The sequence below is a fragment of the Xiashengella succiniciproducens genome (assembly GCF_023674465.1).
In the GTDB taxonomy this organism is placed as follows: Bacteria; Bacteroidota; Bacteroidia; order Bacteroidales; family Marinilabiliaceae; genus Geofilum; species Geofilum succiniciproducens.
This window is the reverse complement of sequence record NZ_CP098400.1, coordinates 92,584-110,370: the sequence shown is the minus strand read 5'-3', so window position 1 is coordinate 110,370 and position 17,787 is coordinate 92,584. Positions and strand designations below refer to the sequence as shown.

The window sequence follows — 17,787 nt, the reverse complement described above, 5'->3', positions numbered from 1 at the left end:
ACAAAATGGAAAAAGAAAAACAAGGATTTCTGGATTTTGCCTATCAGCTGTATAAAACCATGAAAACCAATGAAATCAACTTGGTTTACGAAGGCGAAGTAACTCAGGAAATTACCAAGACTTTTACCTCTCTTACAGAAAAGAGTCTTACAAAGAATGCCGAATCAAATACCGTCCAAAAGAAGGTATTTAATGTTATGGTTGAGTGTCTGCAAAATATCAGCAAACATGCCGATTCGCTTTCCGATGAAGAAGAGGAGCGCAGAGGTATTGTTATGGTTAGTAAAGGAGAAGACTCATACAGTATCATCACCGGAAATATTATCAAGAATGAAAGAGTTCCTGGTCTTAAGGAAACCCTTGAGCATATCAACAGCCTGGACAAAGAAGGACTTTCTGACCTGTACAAAAAGCAGATCAAAGAATCCACTATTTCTGAGAAAGGCGGTGCCGGTCTTGGACTGATCGATATAGCAAAGAAGACTGGAAGTAAACTTACATACCAGTTCAAGGAACTCAACGATCAGGTTTCTTTCTTTATCCTTACATCAACAATCAAAAGAATTTGAAAATAAGCTAATATGGAAGTAATAAACATCAAAGGCACGGACGATACTCCTAATGTGATACTCGACAAGGCTAGCGGACATTTTGAGATTTCAGGACGTTCTCTTCCGGAAGATGTAAACCAGTTTTATGAACAAATACTGGATTGGATAGACGAGTATGCCAAAGATCCTCTTGACAGGACTGAGTTTAATTTCAAACTGGAGTATTTCAATACGGCTTCATCAAAGGTCATTCTCGATATTCTGCTGAAATTCGAGGAAATCGTTGAAAAAGGCAAGGAGGTTGTTATCAAGTGGCACTACCACGAAGACGAGGAAGATATGCTGGAAGCCGGAGAAGAATATTCCGACATTGTTGAGATACCTTTCGAATACGTGGTATATAACGATTAATGCCACAACAGATTTGACTTTATAACGAATGAGTGAGGAAATATTAAAAGCGCTGATGCAATTGTTTGGTCTTCTGACCAAACAGGACGGTGGTGTCGAATCCAACGAAACCGAATATGTCCGTAATTTCCTTAAACAGCAACTTAATACTGAGGCTGTTGAGGAGTACTTTGCACTGTTTCTTAATCATTCGTTGAGCGACGAAAAAGAGGAGGGAGAGGAAGCAGGGAAGGTACGCCTGACCTCAATGAAGGATTCAGTGAGGATTTTGGGCATCTGCAAAAAGATTAATAAACAACTCAATCGCGAGCAAAAAGTTGTCGTGCTGATTCGTATGTTCGAACTTATCAGTACCGACATGAAGCTGACCGAGCAACGGATGGCTATTATCAACACAGTTGCCCAGGTCTTCAAACTCCCAAAAAACGAGATATCTGCCATAGAGACCTTTGTTCTCTATAGCAATGAAAGGGAAAAACTTAATACCGGAGACTTCATGATTATTGATAATCTTGAAGGATCTCACGGTGAAAGCAAACACATATCCAAGTCCGGACTCGAAGGCTCAATTATTATCCTGAGCGTTAAAAGTGCCGAACTATACTTTATGCGCTATACCGGAGAGCAGGAAATCTTCCTCAACGGTATGCCCGTTGACCACAGAAGGATCTATATCTTCCCAAAAGGAAGCTTTATCAGGATTCCAAAAGGAACACCTATTTACTATACCGACGTCGTTGGCCACTTCCTTACTGATGCCGATTCTCCACGTATCAGCTATGAGGTAAAGAATGTAGGCTATACGTTCAAAAATGGAACTATTGGTCTTCGTAACATTAATATCAACGAAGAGCAGGGTAGACTAATCGGTATTATGGGTGCTTCAGGTGCCGGAAAAACAACACTGCTGAACGTCCTTTCTGGAATAGAAAGTCCTACTGAAGGAGAGGTGGTTATTAATGGCCATAACCTTCACACCCAAAAGGAGGAACTCGAAGGTGTTATCGGACTAATTCCGCAGGATGACCTACTTATTGAAGAACTTACGGTATTTGAAAACCTTTACTATAACGCCAAACTCTGCTTTAAGGACAAGAGCGAAGAAGAGATAACTGCTCTGGTTCACGATACTCTTCAGAATCTTGGCCTCTTCGAACGAAAGGACCTTAAAGTAGGTTCACCGCTTAACAAAACTATCAGTGGAGGACAAAGGAAAAGGCTAAATATTGCCCTTGAGCTAATCAGGGAACCTGCCATCCTCTTTGTTGACGAACCGACTTCCGGACTGTCGTCTCGCGACTCTGAAAACGTGATGAACCTCCTAAGGGAGCTTGCCCTAAAGGGCAAACTCATCTTTGTTGTTATTCACCAGCCATCCTCAGACATCTATAAGATGTTTGACAAGATGTTTATCCTCGATACTGGTGGATATCCCGTTTACTATGGAAACCCGGGCGAATCACTGATTTATTTCAAACAGCTCGATTCGCAAATTAACAGCGATCAGGGAGAGTGCCCAACATGTGGTAATCTCAACCCTGAGTTGATTTTCAATATTATTGATGCAAGTGTAATTGACGAGTATGGAAATTACACAAACAAGAGAAAGGTAGCCCCAGAGGAATGGTACAGTCATTTCTGCGAAAGAATTGCAATTCCGACAGTCAATACTGTTAAGACAAAACCCCCGAAAACCCTGAATATACCAAGCTGGTTCAGCCAGTTCAAGATATATACGCTACGTGACTTTTTCGCTAAGATCAGCAATACACAGTATATACTGCTAAACCTGCTGGAGACTCCGCTTCTTGGCTTTATCCTGGCCTACCTGATCAAGTACATAGCAGACCCAAACTCTGATTTGTACATTTTCAGGGAAAATGAAAACATGCCACCATATGTTTTCATGGGCATAGTCGTGTCTCTGTTCTTTGGTCTGATCATCAGCGCAGAAGAAATATTCAAGGATGCAAAGATACTGAAACGGGAATCCTTCCTTAAACTAAGCAGGTCAAGTTACCTGGTATCAAAAGTCCTGCTGATGTTCACGATATCAGCTATTCAAATGGCGCTTTTCGTATTGGTAGCCAATACAGTGCTGGGCATCAAGGATATGTATTTTGAGTATTGGATTGCCCTGTTTACCGTCTCAGCCTTTGCCAATATACTGGGACTTATACTGTCTGCGTCATTCAACTCTATCGTAACAATATACATCCTGATACCATTGGTAATGATACCACAAATGGTACTGGGAGGTGCAATGTTTACTTTCGACAAACTCAACAAGGATTTCACTTCTGTTGATAAGGTACCTGCCATAGCTGAATTCATGCCATCAAGGTGGATTTATGAAGGTCTGATTGTGGATATGTACAAAAACAACAAGTATAACAGTGCTTTCTTTGAAATAGAGCAAAAGGAAAGCAGCGCTGACTTCAAGCAGGTACACTATCTTCCAGAATTAAGGGAAATCCTAGTCAAATGTTATGATCATGTTGCTGCCGGCAAAAACAGGGACGACAAAACCTTTAAAGACGACCTTGAACTAATCAGAAATGAATTCAGCAAGGAAATAAGAAGAGTACCAGAAATCAACTTTGAAAATCTAGATTTACTCTATCCTGACACCTTTGACGAAAATGCATTATTAATTGCAGATGACTATATAAGTAAGCTTAACGACCACTATAGATTGATTTTTATCCAGTCCAACAGACTGAAGGATACGTTCTTTACTTATAATCAAACCCAGAACGCAGAAACGTTTAACAGGATAAAGGATAATTATTACAACGAGAGCATATCCTCTATCGTACGCCGTGAATTTGGCAAAAACAAAATGGTACGTCAGGGAAATGAGCTTGTACAGCTTAGCGAACCTATCTATCAGATCCCTGAACCCGAAAAATGGTACTCGTTCCGTACCCACTTTTTCGCTCCAGTTAAGCACTTCGCAGGTAACTTTTATGAAACTTTGTGGTTTAATATCACTGTGGTATGGTTATTGACCATAGTGTTATATGCAGTACTGTATTTTGATCTTCTTACCAAGCTTATGAACTGGGGAAGCTCAATAAAATGGAACAAAAGGAAACCTTTAAAAGAATAGGGAAGTATAAAAGCCTACAGTTAAAATTTAATAACGAATTAATAGATCAGCTATGTACAGGAATATTGTTTTATCTCTGCTAATACTTGCCTCTGTTCAGTTGTTTACAAGTTGTTCAGGATGCAGCGACAAGAAAGGTGCTTCAAACGACTCTCTAACTCTTCCTGACTCCTTGATCACTGATGCGCCTCTCAAGCTCTCTGAAGAGATTATGAACGAGGTTATTGGCAACCTATCATCACCGGTTGAAATGGCCGGATTGTTTAAAAGCTCTGGTGCTGAGTTTACTCAAAGGATTCTAAATAATCCCGACAATGTAGCCAACTATGTTACAAGCTTCCAAAGGGCTCTAAACCTTGGTGTTTTCAGTGCAGACCTTGGTTATATCAACACCTTCGACAAAAACAACATTGTTGTATCATACCTTCTCGCAGTTAAGAACCTTGCTGATGGTATCAGGGTAGGTCAGTTTTTTGACTTCAATCAACTTAGCCGACTGGCAACCAACTCAGCAAACCTTGACTCACTGATGGAAATTTCTCTCACCAGCTTCAATAAAATGGACTCTTACCTGCGTGAACAGAACAGAAGCAACGTAAGTAGTCTTATTGTTACCGGAGCATGGATTGAAGGTCTTTACCTGTCAACCGAGATTGTACGTGAATCAGGCAGCAAGGAAATTGCAGACCGTATCGCAGAGCAAAAGAATGTTATAAATATTTTGGAGATTATTCTTTCCAACTATTCTACTGAAGCAAACTTCTCAGATCTTTTGGTAAATATCCAGGAACTGAAGGAAGCATATGCTCCTGTAAGAATTACTACAGAGCTTGGAGAACCTCAAAGAATCGAAAAGGACGGAAGTCTGGTCTTTATTCAGGCTGAAATCAGTACTGTTCACTATACTCAGGAAGACCTGACCAGGATAATGGAAGTAATCACCAAAATCAGAAGTAAAATTGTATCGTAACGCACTAAATTTATGAGAATGAAAAGGATACTTTTTATACTATTCATATCGCTTTCACTGACCACCTTCGCTACTTATGCACAATGTGGGGAAGAAGTGAAGAAAAGGGCTCTGCAGGAAATGGGTGATGCACAATATATTAAGGATTTCTCAATAAACCTTACAAAATCTCCTGTTGAAGCAAAAACCGGAATGGTCAGATTTAATGTGCTGCTCAACAGCCGTACTCAGTACAAATTCAATGTTGCAAATGGTGCAATGAACGCTGATGACATAGTTATGCAGCTGTATGATAAGGATGAATTATTGAGTAGCAATCTTGTAAGCGGTAAAAAATACAAGAGTTTTGAATTTGTCTGCCGCACTACCAAGGTTTATCAACTGGTATTCTCTTTTACCGGTGGAGAGGAAGGATGTGCTGAAGCTGTTCTTTCCTTAGTAAAGCAGTTCAACGAATAAAATATTTTATTTACTAAAAGTAAAAAACAGGGCATCCGGAAAGATGCCCTGTTTTTTGCTTTATTGATATCTATTTAAATAGGTAAAGTGGCTTACAGCAGTGGTATCACTTTTACAACTACATTCTCTTTTGGCTATATGAAAATATCCTTTATTATCCCGTCCACGATAAACCACGAATCTTCGGGACACCTTATATACTGGCCATCCATTATCAGATGTCCTGCATCAAGCCATTTTCTGCTGCTAATTAGTACAAGTTCATAATACGACTCATCAAGAGCTCTTATCCTACCTGTGTCTAGCCCCCTTGCTGTTCTTAAGCCAAGCATTACTATCTCATTCACAAGATCCCGATTATCCAGTATCTCACTCTCTACTATTGAATCCCATTCGGAACGAAGATAAAGAGATAAATCAGGCTTATTCCACCTCCTCACACCATCATAATACGAGTGGCTTCCAGGCCCAAAACCTATATAAGGAGTGTGGTTCCAGTATGAGGAATTATGTCTAGAGTGAAAGGATGGCTTGCAGAAATTAGACACCTCGTAATGCTCAAAACCCTCATCTGCAAGGAATCTGCACAATTCCTGATACTGCTCAGTACTTTCTGAATCCTTGATTTCCTTATAAATTCCACGCTTCAGAAGTTGCCAGAAAGGTGTGCCCTCCTCAAAGGTCAAATGGTATGCAGAAATGTGTTGAACTGGCATACCCTTCAAAACACTCAAATTCTCCCTAAATGAACCAATATCACCCCATGATAGTCCGTAGATCAAATCTATGCTTATATTGTCAAATCCTGCCTTGTTTGCAATATTTACAGCCTGTAAAGCCTGGACTGAGTTATGTCGTCTGCCCATTTCCTTCAAATCCCTGTCATGGAAACTTTGTATACCTATACTGATCCGGTTAAATCCAATCTGAAGCATAGCATCTAAGTAGTCTTCATTGATATCATCCGGATTAGCCTCCATAGTTATCTCAGCCGAATCAGCAATATCGTAATTATCCCTAAGTTGCTTAAAAATATCCCTGTAGTCTTTTACACTGATAAGCGAAGGTGTACCTCCACCAAAATACACAGTCTCAATCCTTTCATTGAGATCCGAGGAATAGTGCTCTATCTCCTTCATGAGTACAGAAACAAAGGGACCTATGCGATCCAACCTGGTTGTCTTGTAAAAATCACAGTAACCACAGCGTGAAAAGCAAAATGGTATGTGTGTGTAAATCCCGGCCATTAATTAATTATCTTCAGTGTTACAAACAATCATTTCACATTTCTGTTGTTTTCAGGAAACTTAATTAGCACTAAAAAGCTAATTTTATAGCTTAATCATCATCGAAATGCATAGGGTATTCCAGTTCAAATATACATTGATAACAGCTATAGCTGTTATCACTCTCAGTCTAATAAGTAGCTCCGAATTTCAACAAAGAAGATTCTGGTACTTCGAAGGTATGGACAAAGTAATTCATGTATGCATGTACATGACACTGAGCTCATTATTTTTTCTGGAAAGGTATTGGTCCAGCAAAACCACTTCTGCCAATATTATCAAACACTACAATATCATCCCACTGCTTTTGTTTGGAGCCATGGGAGGTGCAATAGAACTGCTTCAACCATTAGTTGCTGCCAGATCCTGTGAGGTCACGGATTTTCTGTGCAATATTACTGGACTAATCCTGGGATTTTACCTGCAAATATTGTTTATCAGAATACTAAAGAGATAGGAAATCTGGAGTACGATTCTTATAACTGTCTATTATCTTTCCAAAAGTCTCATTCCTGAAAAATGCCTCAAATTCCGTTCTAAGGTCAGAATAGTGGTCATGAACCGGGCATTTTTTCTGATCCAAATCATGACTTATACACGGACGTGTACCAATCATACAATGTTCAAACATATTTGGCCCATCAACTATCTCAATTACATCAAAAAGGGTAACCATATATGGATCCTTCTTGAATATAAAACCTCCCTGTGGCCCTTTGACGCTTTCAAGGATGCCTTTGTGAACGAATACCTGCAATATTTTGCTAAGAAACTGCATTGGCACCTCCAGGTCGCTTGCAATAGTCCTTACATTTACATAGGAACCTGGCTTGGCATTTATTCCTATATAAATAATAGCGCGTAAAGCGTATTTACATGTGTTTGAAAGCATATCTGCAAAATTTGTCCGACACTACCTGCATTTGATCTTCTCTATACGACGACTATGACGTCCACCGTCAAACGGCGTAGATAGAAAATTATCAACAATCTCCTTCGCAGTTTCTGAATTTACAAATCTTCCTGGCAATGTGCAAATATTGGCATCATTATGAGCTCTTGCCAATCTTGCTATCTCAGGGATCCAGCATAAAGCTCCTCTTATTCCCTGATGCTTATTTATTGTCATGTTAATACCATTACCGCTGCCACATATAGCAAAACCCAAATCAACCTCACCGTTTTCCACAGCTGAAGCCAATGGATGACCGTAGTCTGCATAATCAACACTTTCTGGAGAATTTGTTCCGAAATCTACTACCTCCAAACCTTTCTCAGAAAGATATTCCTTTATAATCTCCTTCGTCTCAAATCCGGCATGATCAGATCCGATGCCAATCTTCTTAAAATCCATTATTACTGTCATTTATACAATTAATAAGGCGCAAATGTATGAAAAGTTATTTACATCAAATATACTTAAATAATCATAGTCAACAGCGATATTAATATCGCTGTTGATAAGTTGTCGGCATCTATAAATAAATAATAATAAATATCTCTTGACTTATTTATTCCCTTTTCCTATACAAATGAGTTCAAATGAAAACAAACAATTTTACTTCGTTGTTATTTATAATTACTAACATCTGACAACGGGGTTATTAATAATTTTGTGTTCTTTAATTACTAACTTTGTGAGTTATCAACAAGTGTTTAATTCTTCTGCAAGTATCTATATAACATTTATTTATATCCGTGACACTTGTTTATATCTATTGGATTATATTGCTTTTTTTATAAATGCAATACAGTTTAAGTGTACTTTTTAACACTATTAACATGGTATCATCAACATCAGTTAAGTTTTAAATTTATAAACTATGAATATTAATAGGGAGTGGATAACTGCCGGGTATTCTACAGCGGCAGTTCCTGAGAGGGTAGATTTACTAAGTGAGATTGCTCGCTTAAAGAAGGAAAAGAATGCTATTATTATGGCGCACTACTACCAGATTAATGATATTCAGAATATTGCAGATTTTGTTGGTGATAGTTTAGCCTTAGCTCAACAAGCTGCCAAGACTAATGCTGATATTATTCTGTTAGCCGGAGTTTATTTCATGGGTGAAACTGCTAAAATTCTTTGTCCGGATAAGAAGGTTTTAGTGCCTGATTTAAATGCCGGATGTTCTCTTGCTGATAGTTGCCCAGCTGATGATTTTTTTGAGTTTAAGAAAAAGTATCCTAATCATATAGTAGTTACCTATGTTAATACTACTGCAGAGGTTAAGGCTTTATCTGATATTGTTGTAACAAGTACTAATGCTGTTGGTATAATTAATTCAATACCCAAGGATCAGCCCATACTTTTTGGACCAGATCGAAATCTTGGTAATTACCTGAAAAGTTTGACAGGAAGGGATATGGTTATTTGGGACGGAGCGTGTCATGTACATGAACAGTTTTCCATTGAAAGAATTGTAGCTCTTAAAAAAGAAAATCCTGATGCTAAGATCATAGCTCATCCGGAGTGTAAAAAGCCTTTATTGGTACTTGCTGATTTTATTGGAAGTACTTCTGCGCTTCTTAAGTATACTATTGAAAGTGAAGATAAAAAATTTATCGTTGCTACTGAATCTGGTATACTTCATCAAATGATAAAGGCTTCACCAGAAAAGACATTTATTCCTGCACCTCCATCAGATGCTACATGTGGATGTAATGATTGTGAATTTATGAAGCTAAATACTTTAAAAAAAGTATATTTGGCATTAAAACATGAGTTTCCTGAAGTCTTAGTGGATGAAGAGTTAAGGTTGAAAGCACTCAAACCAATTGAGAAAATGCTTGATATTTCATCATTGTTAAAACTATAGTAATCACTTGTTACATTTATTTTCTGATGAATGGGCTTCAGTTATTATTGGTTGAGGATAATTTCTTAAATCAGAAACTGATATTCCTTAATCTTAACAGATATGGAGTTGTTATTGACGTTGCCAATAATGGTGCTGACGCTGTTGAAAAGGTTAGGGAGAAGAAGTATGATTTGATCTTAATGGATCTTATGATGCCAATAATGGATGGATTTGCCGCTACTAAAGCTATTCGTGAGATTGAAAGTGAGAAGGGTATGCATACTCCTATAGTTGGTTTGACTGCTAATAATTTTGATGCAGACAGAGAAAAATGCCTTAGTGCAGGTATGGATGAGTATATGACTAAACCATTTGATATTGAGGTATTTAAAGATACACTTAGAGTTTTGGGAATAGTCAGTTGATATTGGTTAATTGAAGGTCTATGGATATTCACAATCCTGAAAAGGATAGATTTCGGGATATTGATTTTGAGCAGCAATTAAGACCTCTTAGTTTTGATGATTTTAAGGGGCAGGAAAAGGTTGTTGAGAACCTTAGGGTTTTTGTTAAAGCTGCCTCTATGCGTAACGAAGCTCTTGATCATGTTTTGTTGCATGGTCCACCTGGACTTGGAAAGACTACTCTCTCGAATATTATTGCTAATGAACTTGATGTAGGGTTCAAACTTACTAGTGGACCTGTATTGGATAAACCAGGTGATCTAGCAGGAATTCTTACATCGTTGGAAAATAATGATGTTTTGTTTATTGATGAGATTCACAGGTTAAGCCCTGTAGTTGAGGAGTATCTGTATTCAGCTATGGAGGACTATAGAATTGATATTGTTATAGATAAAGGTCCTGGTGCTAGATCTATTCAAATAGATTTAAATCCTTTTACTCTTATTGGTGCTACTACGCGAAGTGGTTTATTAACAAGTCCACTTAGAGCGAGATTCGGTATTAATTGCCATCTTGAGTACTATGATGTGGAAATTTTAAGTGATATAGTTAGGAGATCATCTAAAATTATAAATGTCAGTATAGATACAAGTGCCTCATATGAAATCGCTCGTAGGAGTAGGGGAACTCCACGTATAGCAAACTCTTTGCTACGTAGGGTAAGAGATTTTGCAATGGTTAGGGGCAATGGAAGAATTGACCTTGATATTACCAGGTTTGGGTTAAAAGCACTTAATATTGATGAACATGGCCTCGACGAAATGGACCGCAAGGTATTACTTACTCTGATTGAGAAGTTTGAAGGTGGTCCTGTAGGGTTAAATACACTTGCTACTGCTGTAGGTGAGGATACTGGAACTATTGAAGAAGTATATGAACCGTTTCTTATTATGGAAGGGTTTTTGAAGCGGACTCCGAGAGGTCGTGTTGCTACTAAGATAGCTTACGAGCATTTTGGCATTGCTCCTGGTGCATGGCAGAATGCTTTATTTTGATACTATGAGCTTAAGTTTAAAACGCCTGGCAAGCGATACTGTTATCTATGGTGCTACTACCATGATCGGTCGTCTGCTGAATTGGCTATTAATGCCATTTTATATTCGCGTTATTAGTCAAGATGAATACGGAGCAGTAAACCATATTTACGGGATTATTACCATTCTCCTTGTAGTTTTCACTTTTGGACTTGAGACTGGCTTTTTCAGATTTGCGCGTAAGGAGAATAAAGATGTGGTCTATAAAACTACTATTTCAATGCTTGTGTGTACAAGTGTATTTTTGGTAGTACTTTCTTTTGTATTTAGTGAAAATATTAGCAATTACTTTTATGAAGGTAAGTATAAGGCCTCTGTTATTTTAATGGGCCTTATTGTTGCTATTGATTCGCTTGTATCAATTCCATTTGCGAAGCTCAGGCTGGATAACAGACCTATTTTCTTTGGTATAGTTAAGATTGCCAGTATTTCTTGCAATATTGTTTTCAATATTGTATTTCTTGTTTTTATTCCCTATTTGATAGATAGATTTGAATTTGGTACCAGGTTTATACTTCTATATAGATCTTTTGATGGAGTATTTTTTATTTTACTTAGTAACTTGTTAAGTTCTATACTTACTTTACTTATTTTCTTACCTGATATTATTAGAACTAGAGGACTTTTCAGTGCTAGGATTCTAAAGAATATGATGGTTTACTCATGGCCTGTTTTGATTGTTGGTATTACAGGCATGATTACCCAGAATGCAGAGAAAATATTAATGCCTAAACTTATAGATGAAAATGGTTTTGCTGAACTGGCTGTATATGGTGCAAACTTTAAAATTGGTATTTTGATGAGTTTGTTTACTCAGTCTTTTCGTTTTGCTTTTGAGCCTTTCTTTTTTAACAACAGGGAAAAGGGAATTGTGTCGTATGCTAAGGTGATGGAGTACTTTGTAGGTTTTGGGTTATTAATTTTACTCGGAATATGCTTCTTAATGGATTTAGTCAATTCATTAATTTTGACTTCTTCATATCACCGGGGAAATATGATTATTCCATATGTTTTGCTTGGTCTTTTGTTTTATGGTATCTACTTCAATCTGTCTCTTTGGTATAAGCTAAGTGATAAAACTTATTTTGGAGCATATTTTGGTATTATAGGTATGGTGATTACTGTAGGACTGGATTTTATTTTAATAGGACAAATAGGCATGCTAGGAGGTGCAATTGCACTCCTTTGTGGTTATGCTGTGATGATGATAGTATCATATTTAATTGGACAGCGACATTATAAAGTTCCATATGATCTTAAAAAAATCGCTCTTTATTTTTTAGTCGCTGTATTTCTATATATTGTAAATCAATATGTTTCTTTTGAATCTCTTGCAATTAGGTATTCGTTCAAGATTATATTGATTGCTTCTTATATTTTGTTTTTTCTTTTTATTAATGGTTTAAAACTAAGGAAAACTAATTTCAATGCTAAGAGTTAAGGTTATAAATAGGAGTAATAATCCACTACCATCTTTTTCTACGGTACACAGCGCTGCAGTGGATTTAAGAGCTAATCTGGATGAAGCTGTAATTGTTAAACCAATGCAAAGAGTCTTAATTCCTACTGGATTATATATTGAACTTCCTGAAGGTTTTGAAGCACAAATTAGACCCAGAAGTGGATTAGCTATTAATCATGGAATTACTGTGCTGAATTCGCCCGGTACTATTGATGCAGATTATCGTGGTGAAGTGAAAGTAATTTTAATTAACTTGTCTGAGGAGGACTTTATTATTAATCATGGTGATAGGGTTTGTCAGATGGTTTTAAATAAGTATGAAAGATTTGATTGGGCCCTTTCTGATGAGTTAGGAGCCACTGAAAGGGGAAGTGGAGGTTTTGGTCATACAGGAAGGGAATAGTTTTTGCTTCCTTCTAATTGCTATATTTTAAAAACAGGTTGCATGTATAGGTTATTTGCAGGTGTCGTTGTTGCATGTTTTGCTCTTTTACTGACTAATGGTTGTAAGAGTGCATCAAAGGTTACTTCTTCTTTTGAGGATGTATTGTATGCCGAAGGCAGACCAGTCATTATTAAGGTGAAAGATGAAAATGAAGAGCGGAAGTTTAACTTCTATTTCTATAATGCTTTAAGGTTTGGCCTTAAGGGAGATGTTGGCAATTCTGCTATGTATTTTAATGAGGCTATTAAAATTGATTCTGCATGTGCGACTTGTTACTATGAGATTGGAAATCTTTTGATTAATAATCAAGAGTATATTGAGGCACAAAAGTTTATTTTCAAAGCTGTTCAGTATGATCCTGATAATGAACATTTCCTTTATCTCTTGAGTAAGTTGTATGCTCACAATGGTGATATGGAAAATGCTTTATTATCTGCTGAATACCTTGTTGGTAAGTTTGGTAATAATTTGGATTATTTATATCACCTTTCTCAATTACAGGCCCAATCTGGTGATTTTATTTCTGGTATCAGGACGCTTGAGAGGATTGAGGGAAGAATCGTTGTGAATGAAGCTATTGCATTGGAAAAGCATGCTATGTATTTACATATGGGTGATGTTAAGGGTGCTGAGAATGTATTGGTCAAATTATGTGATAGTTATCCTTTGAATGGAGATTACAAAGTATATCTTGGCGATTTCCTGATGCAGCAGAAGCAAAGTGCTAAGGCTCTTGAAATTTATAATTCAATAGTGCGCGATTACCCTTCTAATGGTCAGGTCTATTTCAGTTTGGCTAACTACTATTTTAATATAAATGATCAGGAAAATTTCAAATTAAACTTAGAGTATGGTTTTTCCCATTCAGGAGTTGATCTTGAAAGTAAGGTTCAAAGGTTGGTTCCGTTTTTGATGAGTGCGGATTCCAATCAAAGAGTATTAGATATTAGTGACTTAGATAAATATATTAACTGTATCATTAAATCTCATCCTTATGAGGCCTTTATATATAAACTATATGGAAATTTTCTTGGACTAATTGGTAGAGATTCGGCTGCTATTTCTTCGTATGAGACATCTCTTTTAATTGACGAAAAACAAGCAGATGTATGGCAGGATTATCTTTTAAAACTTTCTGAGCAGGTCGAAAACAGAGAAACTTTTTTAAAGGAATCTGTCAGAGCTGTTGATCTTTACCCAGAAAATGGGATTTTTAATTATTTGTGTGGTTTAGCTTATATGTTTAGCGGGCAGGATGGTAAAGCTATAGAGTATTTGAAGAGTGCATCTGAATTGGTTGAGGATAATGATGGTTTATTAAGTGTTGTTTATGGGATACTTGGAGATCTTTATTATAATGTTGGGTTGCGTGATGAATCTTTTAGTGCATATGAGAAAAGTTTAGCTTTAAAAAATGATAATATAGCCGCGCTAAACAATTATGCTTATTATCTCAGCATAGAAGGAATTGAATTAGCTAAAGCTGAGGCTATGATAAGTAAGGTAATAGAATTGGAGCCACTTAACCCTACGTATTTAGATACTTATGCCTGGATTTTATTTAAGAGAGAAAATTATCTTGAGGCTTTGTATTTTATTGAACAAGCTATTTCAAATGGAGGTGCTGATAATGGGGTAATTCTCGAACACTATGGTGATATACTGTTTAAGAATGGAAATTTAGAAGAGGCTTTGAAGTACTGGAAGCAGGCTTTAAGTACTGAAGATGAGATATCTGGCGTTTTGGAGGAGAAAATTAGGTTAATGCAGTATATTCCTGAGTAGTATATGAATTTCAGGTTTATAATATATATTTCTTTTATATGGCTGTTAATGTGTTTTGCAAGTTCCTGCAAAACTGTTAAGAGAGCTGTTTCCTTTGGTGAAAGGCAGGATTTAAGTTTGTCCGAATTAGTAGATTCTGTAAAAGATGGATCTGTTGTTTTTGATGAACTTTATTTAAAGAGGGTCTTTGTTGATATAAAGACCGATGAAAGGTCTTTAGCTGGCAGGGCTAATATTCTGATTAAAAAGGATTCTGTTATTATTATTTCAGTTATTCCAATTATGGGTATTGAGCTGTATAGGATAAAACTTGATAAAGAAGGTGTTCATATATTGGATAGATTGAATAAGAAATATTTGTTTGGAACCTATGATAGGGCAGGTTCTATTTTTTTGCTAGATCTTGGTTATAATGAGATTGAAAGTGTTTTGGTGAATAATATTTTCCTGGCAGGAGGTATTGATTTTTATGAGTTAGGTAACCGCGGTAGATTATCAAATGGTGACAGCCTGTTTCATTATTCATTTACTGGGAAATCAGTTTCACGTGGAACTTCTTTTTTTCAAAGGATTGAGATTCAGCCACTGACATATAGACCAGTTATGACTATTGTAAATTTTCCTGATCTTAATATTGATTTTAAGGTTGAATATTCTGATTTTTCCAAGTATGGTGATCACATATTTCCTCGATCTATTAAGGCTTTTGGTAGGAGGAGTACAGATATTTTTAAGTTAGAATTAAGTTATTCTACTGTTGAATTTAATTCAGGAAATTCCGTTACATTTTCAATACCGGCTAATTATGTTAGGGAGACCTTATAAATTTCTAACGGTTGTTTTTGTTTTATGTCTTGGATTTGGAATTTCCAGTGCTCAGTCTGTTGATAACCTTAGGAAAGAAAAGGATGTATTATTAAGGGAAATAGAGCAGTCTAAGGAATTGCTGAAGAGGAAGAGAAGTTCCAGAGAATCAACTCTACAACAATTGCAACTTGTTGAGAGGGAGCTAACTATTAAAGAGGATATAGTTAGAGAATTTCAGAACCAGATTAAAGACCTTGACAGAACTATAGACCATAATCAATCTGCTATTAATGATCTTGAGGGTGAAATTGATGTTTTAAAGGCTGAATATGCGAAGTTGCTACAGGATACATATTTGCGAAGTAGTTCCTTAAATGAACTTGCTTTTTTTCTTGGATCTGTGGATTTTAGTGAGGCATATCGCAGATATAGGGTTCTAAAAGAATATGCTGATTATAGACGTAGGCAGGTTTTATTGCTGAAAGAAAGGCAGAATCAGATGATAGCATTGCATAATGATATAAAATTTCAAAAGGAGTCAAAGGAATCTGCTTTGAAGGCAATAGAGGATGAGTTGCGCAGTCTTGAGGCCACAAAGAAGGAGAAGGCTAAACTTGTCAATTACTTGAAAAGTGAAGAGTCGTGGTTGCTTAAACAAATTAATGAGAAGGAAGCTCAGGCAAAGAATCTTGAGCAAAAGATTCTTGATTTTATAAAGGTGTCTTCTGTTAGTACCCAGGGAACTGATTTTTCGTCCTTTCAAGGTAAGTTGATTTGGCCGGTCAGAAAGGGTACTATAATAAATCGTTTTGGTGAGCATGAACACCCTGTGCTCAAAAATGTTACTATAAAGAATAATGGTATTGATATTCAGAGTGCTGAAGATGATGGTGTTTTCTGTGTTCATAATGGTGAAGTGAGTAGAGTTGTAGCTATTCCTGGATTTAATACTACTGTTTTAATCAGGCATGGAATGTACTTGACTGTTTATGCCAATTTGATAGAGGTAGAGGTGAAGCAAGGCCAGAAGATTGATGCAGGTGCGAAAATTGGTCGTATATTTAGAGATGATATCAGCAAATCCATGGTTTTACACTTTGAGATTTGGAATGAAAATCAAAAGGTAGACCCTGCTATTTGGCTTCAAAAGTAAATTTGTAGCAAAATAGGAAACCCTTTTCAATTATTTATGTATAAAGGTGTATGTTGTAACTTCATGAATATTATGTGATGATCATTAATGAACTAGGAGTTATGCCTGTGGAAAGGTTAATATTAAAATCAGAGATTCAAAATATAAATCTTGTTGAAAAATTGATAGACGAGGTTTCCGTTAAATATAGTATTGACTCTGAGGTTTATGGTAAGTTATTATTAGCTGTAGTGGAAGGTGTGAATAATGCTATTGTTCATGGAAACAAGCTTGTAAAGGAGAGAGATGTAGTTATCGAATATGAAATAAGTGATAGTGAGATCTATTTCCAAATTACCGATATGGGTGATGGTTTTGATTATACTTGTCTGCCTGATCCAACTTTGCCTGAAAACATTGAGCGTACTCATGGACGTGGTATTTTCCTTATGAATCACCTTGCTGATAAGCTCGAATTCAATGATAAGGGAAATCAATTAAAAATGTTTTTTCGATTATCTTAATGCAGGATATTGATTTTTTATCGGAAGATTCGGAGCTGCCACAACTGGATTTTGACTTTCTTAGAAATTGTATAGCTGAAATTATTGCACATTACAATAGGAGATGCGGAAGTATTTCGATTGTTTTTTGTAGTGATAATTATATTATAGAAGTTAATAGACGTTATCTAAATCACGATTACTATACTGACATAATTACCTTTGACTATAACGAAGGAGACATTGTCTCAGGCGACTTGGTTATAAGTCTCGATACTGTCCAAAGTAATTCTATTGAGTTTAATACTGCCTATAGGGAGGAATTACACAGAGTAATATTTCATGGTATTTTACACCTTGTCGGTTTTGGTGATAAAACAGATGAAGAAGAGAAGATAATGAGAGGTTTGGAAGATTTCTGGCTAGGTAAATTCTCTGTTTAAGTAAAGTCTTTTGTATAGTACTACATTTCGAGTCTGAATATTGGATCTGCAGTCTCTTAATTATGTTAAGCATCCTTTGATCCATTCTCCATTTTATTTGTTTCCTTTATTGCACACAGGAA

The 17,787-nt window shown here is 36.5% G+C and carries 19 protein-coding genes; 16 read left to right on the top strand and 3 right to left on the bottom strand.

What is annotated here, in order from left to right; genetic code table 11:
* Nucleotides 1–5: 5 nt before the first annotated feature.
* The 5 genes from M9189_RS00475 to M9189_RS00455 are packed head-to-tail and all read left to right on the top strand — an operon-like array spanning nt 6 to nt 5,503.
* Nucleotides 6–569 carry a SiaB family protein kinase gene (locus M9189_RS00475; protein ID WP_250723947.1) on the top strand — a complete coding sequence of 188 codons (564 nt, stop codon included), beginning with the start codon at nt 6–8 and terminating at the stop codon, nt 567–569.
* 12 nt (nt 570–581) lie between these two features.
* Nucleotides 582–962, top strand: a complete 381-nt coding sequence (locus M9189_RS00470) for a DUF1987 domain-containing protein (protein ID WP_250723946.1) — start codon at nt 582–584, stop codon at nt 960–962.
* Nucleotides 963–990: 28 nt separating this feature from the next.
* The gene (locus M9189_RS00465) at nt 991–4,074 is read left to right on the top strand and encodes an ATP-binding cassette domain-containing protein (RefSeq protein WP_250723945.1); all 3,084 of its coding nucleotides are present in this window, start codon (nt 991–993) and stop codon (nt 4,072–4,074) included.
* 52 nt (nt 4,075–4,126) lie between these two features.
* Complete coding sequence (locus M9189_RS00460) at nt 4,127–5,044, top strand: hypothetical protein (RefSeq protein WP_250723944.1); 918 nt, start codon at nt 4,127–4,129, stop codon at nt 5,042–5,044.
* Nucleotides 5,045–5,062: 18 nt separating this feature from the next.
* On the top strand, nt 5,063–5,503 hold the full coding sequence (locus tag M9189_RS00455) for a hypothetical protein (protein ID WP_250723943.1): 441 nt from the start codon (nt 5,063–5,065) through the stop codon (nt 5,501–5,503).
* Nucleotides 5,504–5,637: 134 nt separating this feature from the next.
* On the opposite strand, the gene hemW is transcribed toward M9189_RS00455, so the two are convergent.
* Entirely contained in the window at nt 5,638–6,750 is a 1,113-nt protein-coding gene (hemW, locus tag M9189_RS00450; RefSeq protein WP_250723942.1) for a radical SAM family heme chaperone HemW, read from the bottom strand.
* Between the two features lie 106 nt (nt 6,751–6,856).
* Here hemW and M9189_RS00445 point away from each other — a divergent pair, with 106 nt between their 5' ends.
* A complete protein-coding gene (locus M9189_RS00445; protein ID WP_250723941.1) occupies nt 6,857–7,246 on the top strand; it encodes a VanZ family protein in 390 nt (129 codons plus the stop codon).
* Here M9189_RS00445 and M9189_RS00440 read toward each other — a convergent pair.
* Nucleotides 7,235–7,681 (bottom strand): RrF2 family transcriptional regulator, encoded by a 447-nt coding sequence (locus tag M9189_RS00440; protein WP_250723940.1) that lies wholly within the window; start codon nt 7,679–7,681, stop codon nt 7,235–7,237. The two genes, M9189_RS00445 and M9189_RS00440, sit on opposite strands and share 12 nt — an antisense overlap.
* A gap of 21 nt (nt 7,682–7,702) precedes the next feature.
* The gene (rpiB, locus tag M9189_RS00435) at nt 7,703–8,143 is read right to left on the bottom strand and encodes a ribose 5-phosphate isomerase B (RefSeq protein ID WP_250723939.1); all 441 of its coding nucleotides are present in this window, start codon (nt 8,141–8,143) and stop codon (nt 7,703–7,705) included.
* Between the two features lie 469 nt (nt 8,144–8,612).
* Here rpiB and nadA point away from each other — a divergent pair, with 469 nt between their 5' ends.
* From nadA to ybeY, 10 genes are all read left to right on the top strand, one after another.
* Nucleotides 8,613–9,608 carry a quinolinate synthase NadA gene (gene nadA, locus M9189_RS00430; RefSeq protein WP_250723938.1) on the top strand — a complete coding sequence of 332 codons (996 nt, stop codon included), beginning with the start codon at nt 8,613–8,615 and terminating at the stop codon, nt 9,606–9,608.
* A gap of 26 nt (nt 9,609–9,634) precedes the next feature.
* On the top strand, nt 9,635–10,015 hold the full coding sequence (locus M9189_RS00425) for a response regulator (protein WP_250723937.1): 381 nt from the start codon (nt 9,635–9,637) through the stop codon (nt 10,013–10,015).
* A gap of 20 nt (nt 10,016–10,035) precedes the next feature.
* Entirely contained in the window at nt 10,036–11,049 is a 1,014-nt protein-coding gene (gene ruvB, locus M9189_RS00420) for a Holliday junction branch migration DNA helicase RuvB (protein WP_250723936.1), read from the top strand.
* Between the two features lie 4 nt (nt 11,050–11,053).
* On the top strand, nt 11,054–12,529 hold the full coding sequence (locus tag M9189_RS00415) for a lipopolysaccharide biosynthesis protein (RefSeq protein WP_250723935.1): 1,476 nt from the start codon (nt 11,054–11,056) through the stop codon (nt 12,527–12,529).
* Nucleotides 12,516–12,953 (top strand): dUTP diphosphatase, encoded by a 438-nt coding sequence (gene dut, locus M9189_RS00410; protein WP_250723934.1) that lies wholly within the window; start codon nt 12,516–12,518, stop codon nt 12,951–12,953. Before M9189_RS00415 ends, dut begins: the two co-directional genes overlap by 14 nt.
* 42 nt (nt 12,954–12,995) lie before the next feature.
* Nucleotides 12,996–14,780 carry a tetratricopeptide repeat protein gene (locus M9189_RS00405; RefSeq protein WP_250723933.1) on the top strand — a complete coding sequence of 595 codons (1,785 nt, stop codon included), beginning with the start codon at nt 12,996–12,998 and terminating at the stop codon, nt 14,778–14,780.
* A 3-nt stretch (nt 14,781–14,783) separates the two neighbouring features.
* On the top strand, nt 14,784–15,605 hold the full coding sequence (gene lolB1 / locus M9189_RS00400; RefSeq protein ID WP_473163704.1) for a lipoprotein insertase outer membrane protein LolB1: 822 nt from the start codon (nt 14,784–14,786) through the stop codon (nt 15,603–15,605).
* Nucleotides 15,586–16,740, top strand: a complete 1,155-nt coding sequence (locus M9189_RS00395; RefSeq protein WP_250723931.1) for a murein hydrolase activator EnvC family protein — start codon at nt 15,586–15,588, stop codon at nt 16,738–16,740. Before lolB1 ends, M9189_RS00395 begins: the two co-directional genes overlap by 20 nt.
* A 77-nt stretch (nt 16,741–16,817) precedes the next feature.
* Nucleotides 16,818–17,243, top strand: coding sequence for an ATP-binding protein (locus M9189_RS00390; protein ID WP_250723930.1), 426 nt, complete (start codon nt 16,818–16,820; stop codon nt 17,241–17,243).
* Nucleotides 17,243–17,665 carry an rRNA maturation RNase YbeY gene (gene ybeY, locus M9189_RS00385; protein ID WP_250723929.1) on the top strand — a complete coding sequence of 141 codons (423 nt, stop codon included), beginning with the start codon at nt 17,243–17,245 and terminating at the stop codon, nt 17,663–17,665. The genes M9189_RS00390 and ybeY overlap by 1 nt, the downstream gene beginning before the upstream one ends.
* The last annotated feature ends 122 nt before the right edge of the window (nt 17,666–17,787 follow it).

Coding starts and splice junctions, on each gene's coding strand:
- ybeY (WP_250723929.1), top strand. CDS start 17,243: ATGCAGGATATTGATTTTTTATCGGAAGATTCGGAGCTGCCACAACTG.
- ruvB (WP_250723936.1), top strand. CDS start 10,036: ATGGATATTCACAATCCTGAAAAGGATAGATTTCGGGATATTGATTTT.
- M9189_RS00405 (WP_250723933.1), top strand. CDS start 12,996: ATGTATAGGTTATTTGCAGGTGTCGTTGTTGCATGTTTTGCTCTTTTA.
- M9189_RS00390 (WP_250723930.1), top strand. CDS start 16,818: ATGATCATTAATGAACTAGGAGTTATGCCTGTGGAAAGGTTAATATTA.
- M9189_RS00415 (WP_250723935.1), top strand. CDS start 11,054: ATGAGCTTAAGTTTAAAACGCCTGGCAAGCGATACTGTTATCTATGGT.
- M9189_RS00455 (WP_250723943.1), top strand. CDS start 5,063: ATGAAAAGGATACTTTTTATACTATTCATATCGCTTTCACTGACCACC.
- M9189_RS00445 (WP_250723941.1), top strand. CDS start 6,857: ATGCATAGGGTATTCCAGTTCAAATATACATTGATAACAGCTATAGCT.
- lolB1 (WP_473163704.1), top strand. CDS start 14,784: ATGAATTTCAGGTTTATAATATATATTTCTTTTATATGGCTGTTAATG.
- M9189_RS00460 (WP_250723944.1), top strand. CDS start 4,127: ATGTACAGGAATATTGTTTTATCTCTGCTAATACTTGCCTCTGTTCAG.
- nadA (WP_250723938.1), top strand. CDS start 8,613: ATGAATATTAATAGGGAGTGGATAACTGCCGGGTATTCTACAGCGGCA.
- M9189_RS00440 (WP_250723940.1), bottom strand. CDS start 7,681: ATGCTTTCAAACACATGTAAATACGCTTTACGCGCTATTATTTATATA.
- dut (WP_250723934.1), top strand. CDS start 12,516: ATGCTAAGAGTTAAGGTTATAAATAGGAGTAATAATCCACTACCATCT.
- M9189_RS00425 (WP_250723937.1), top strand. CDS start 9,635: ATGAATGGGCTTCAGTTATTATTGGTTGAGGATAATTTCTTAAATCAG.
- M9189_RS00395 (WP_250723931.1), top strand. CDS start 15,586: ATGTTAGGGAGACCTTATAAATTTCTAACGGTTGTTTTTGTTTTATGT.
- M9189_RS00465 (WP_250723945.1), top strand. CDS start 991: ATGAGTGAGGAAATATTAAAAGCGCTGATGCAATTGTTTGGTCTTCTG.
- rpiB (WP_250723939.1), bottom strand. CDS start 8,143: ATGGATTTTAAGAAGATTGGCATCGGATCTGATCATGCCGGATTTGAG.
- hemW (WP_250723942.1), bottom strand. CDS start 6,750: ATGGCCGGGATTTACACACACATACCATTTTGCTTTTCACGCTGTGGT.
- M9189_RS00470 (WP_250723946.1), top strand. CDS start 582: ATGGAAGTAATAAACATCAAAGGCACGGACGATACTCCTAATGTGATA.
- M9189_RS00475 (WP_250723947.1), top strand. CDS start 6: ATGGAAAAAGAAAAACAAGGATTTCTGGATTTTGCCTATCAGCTGTAT.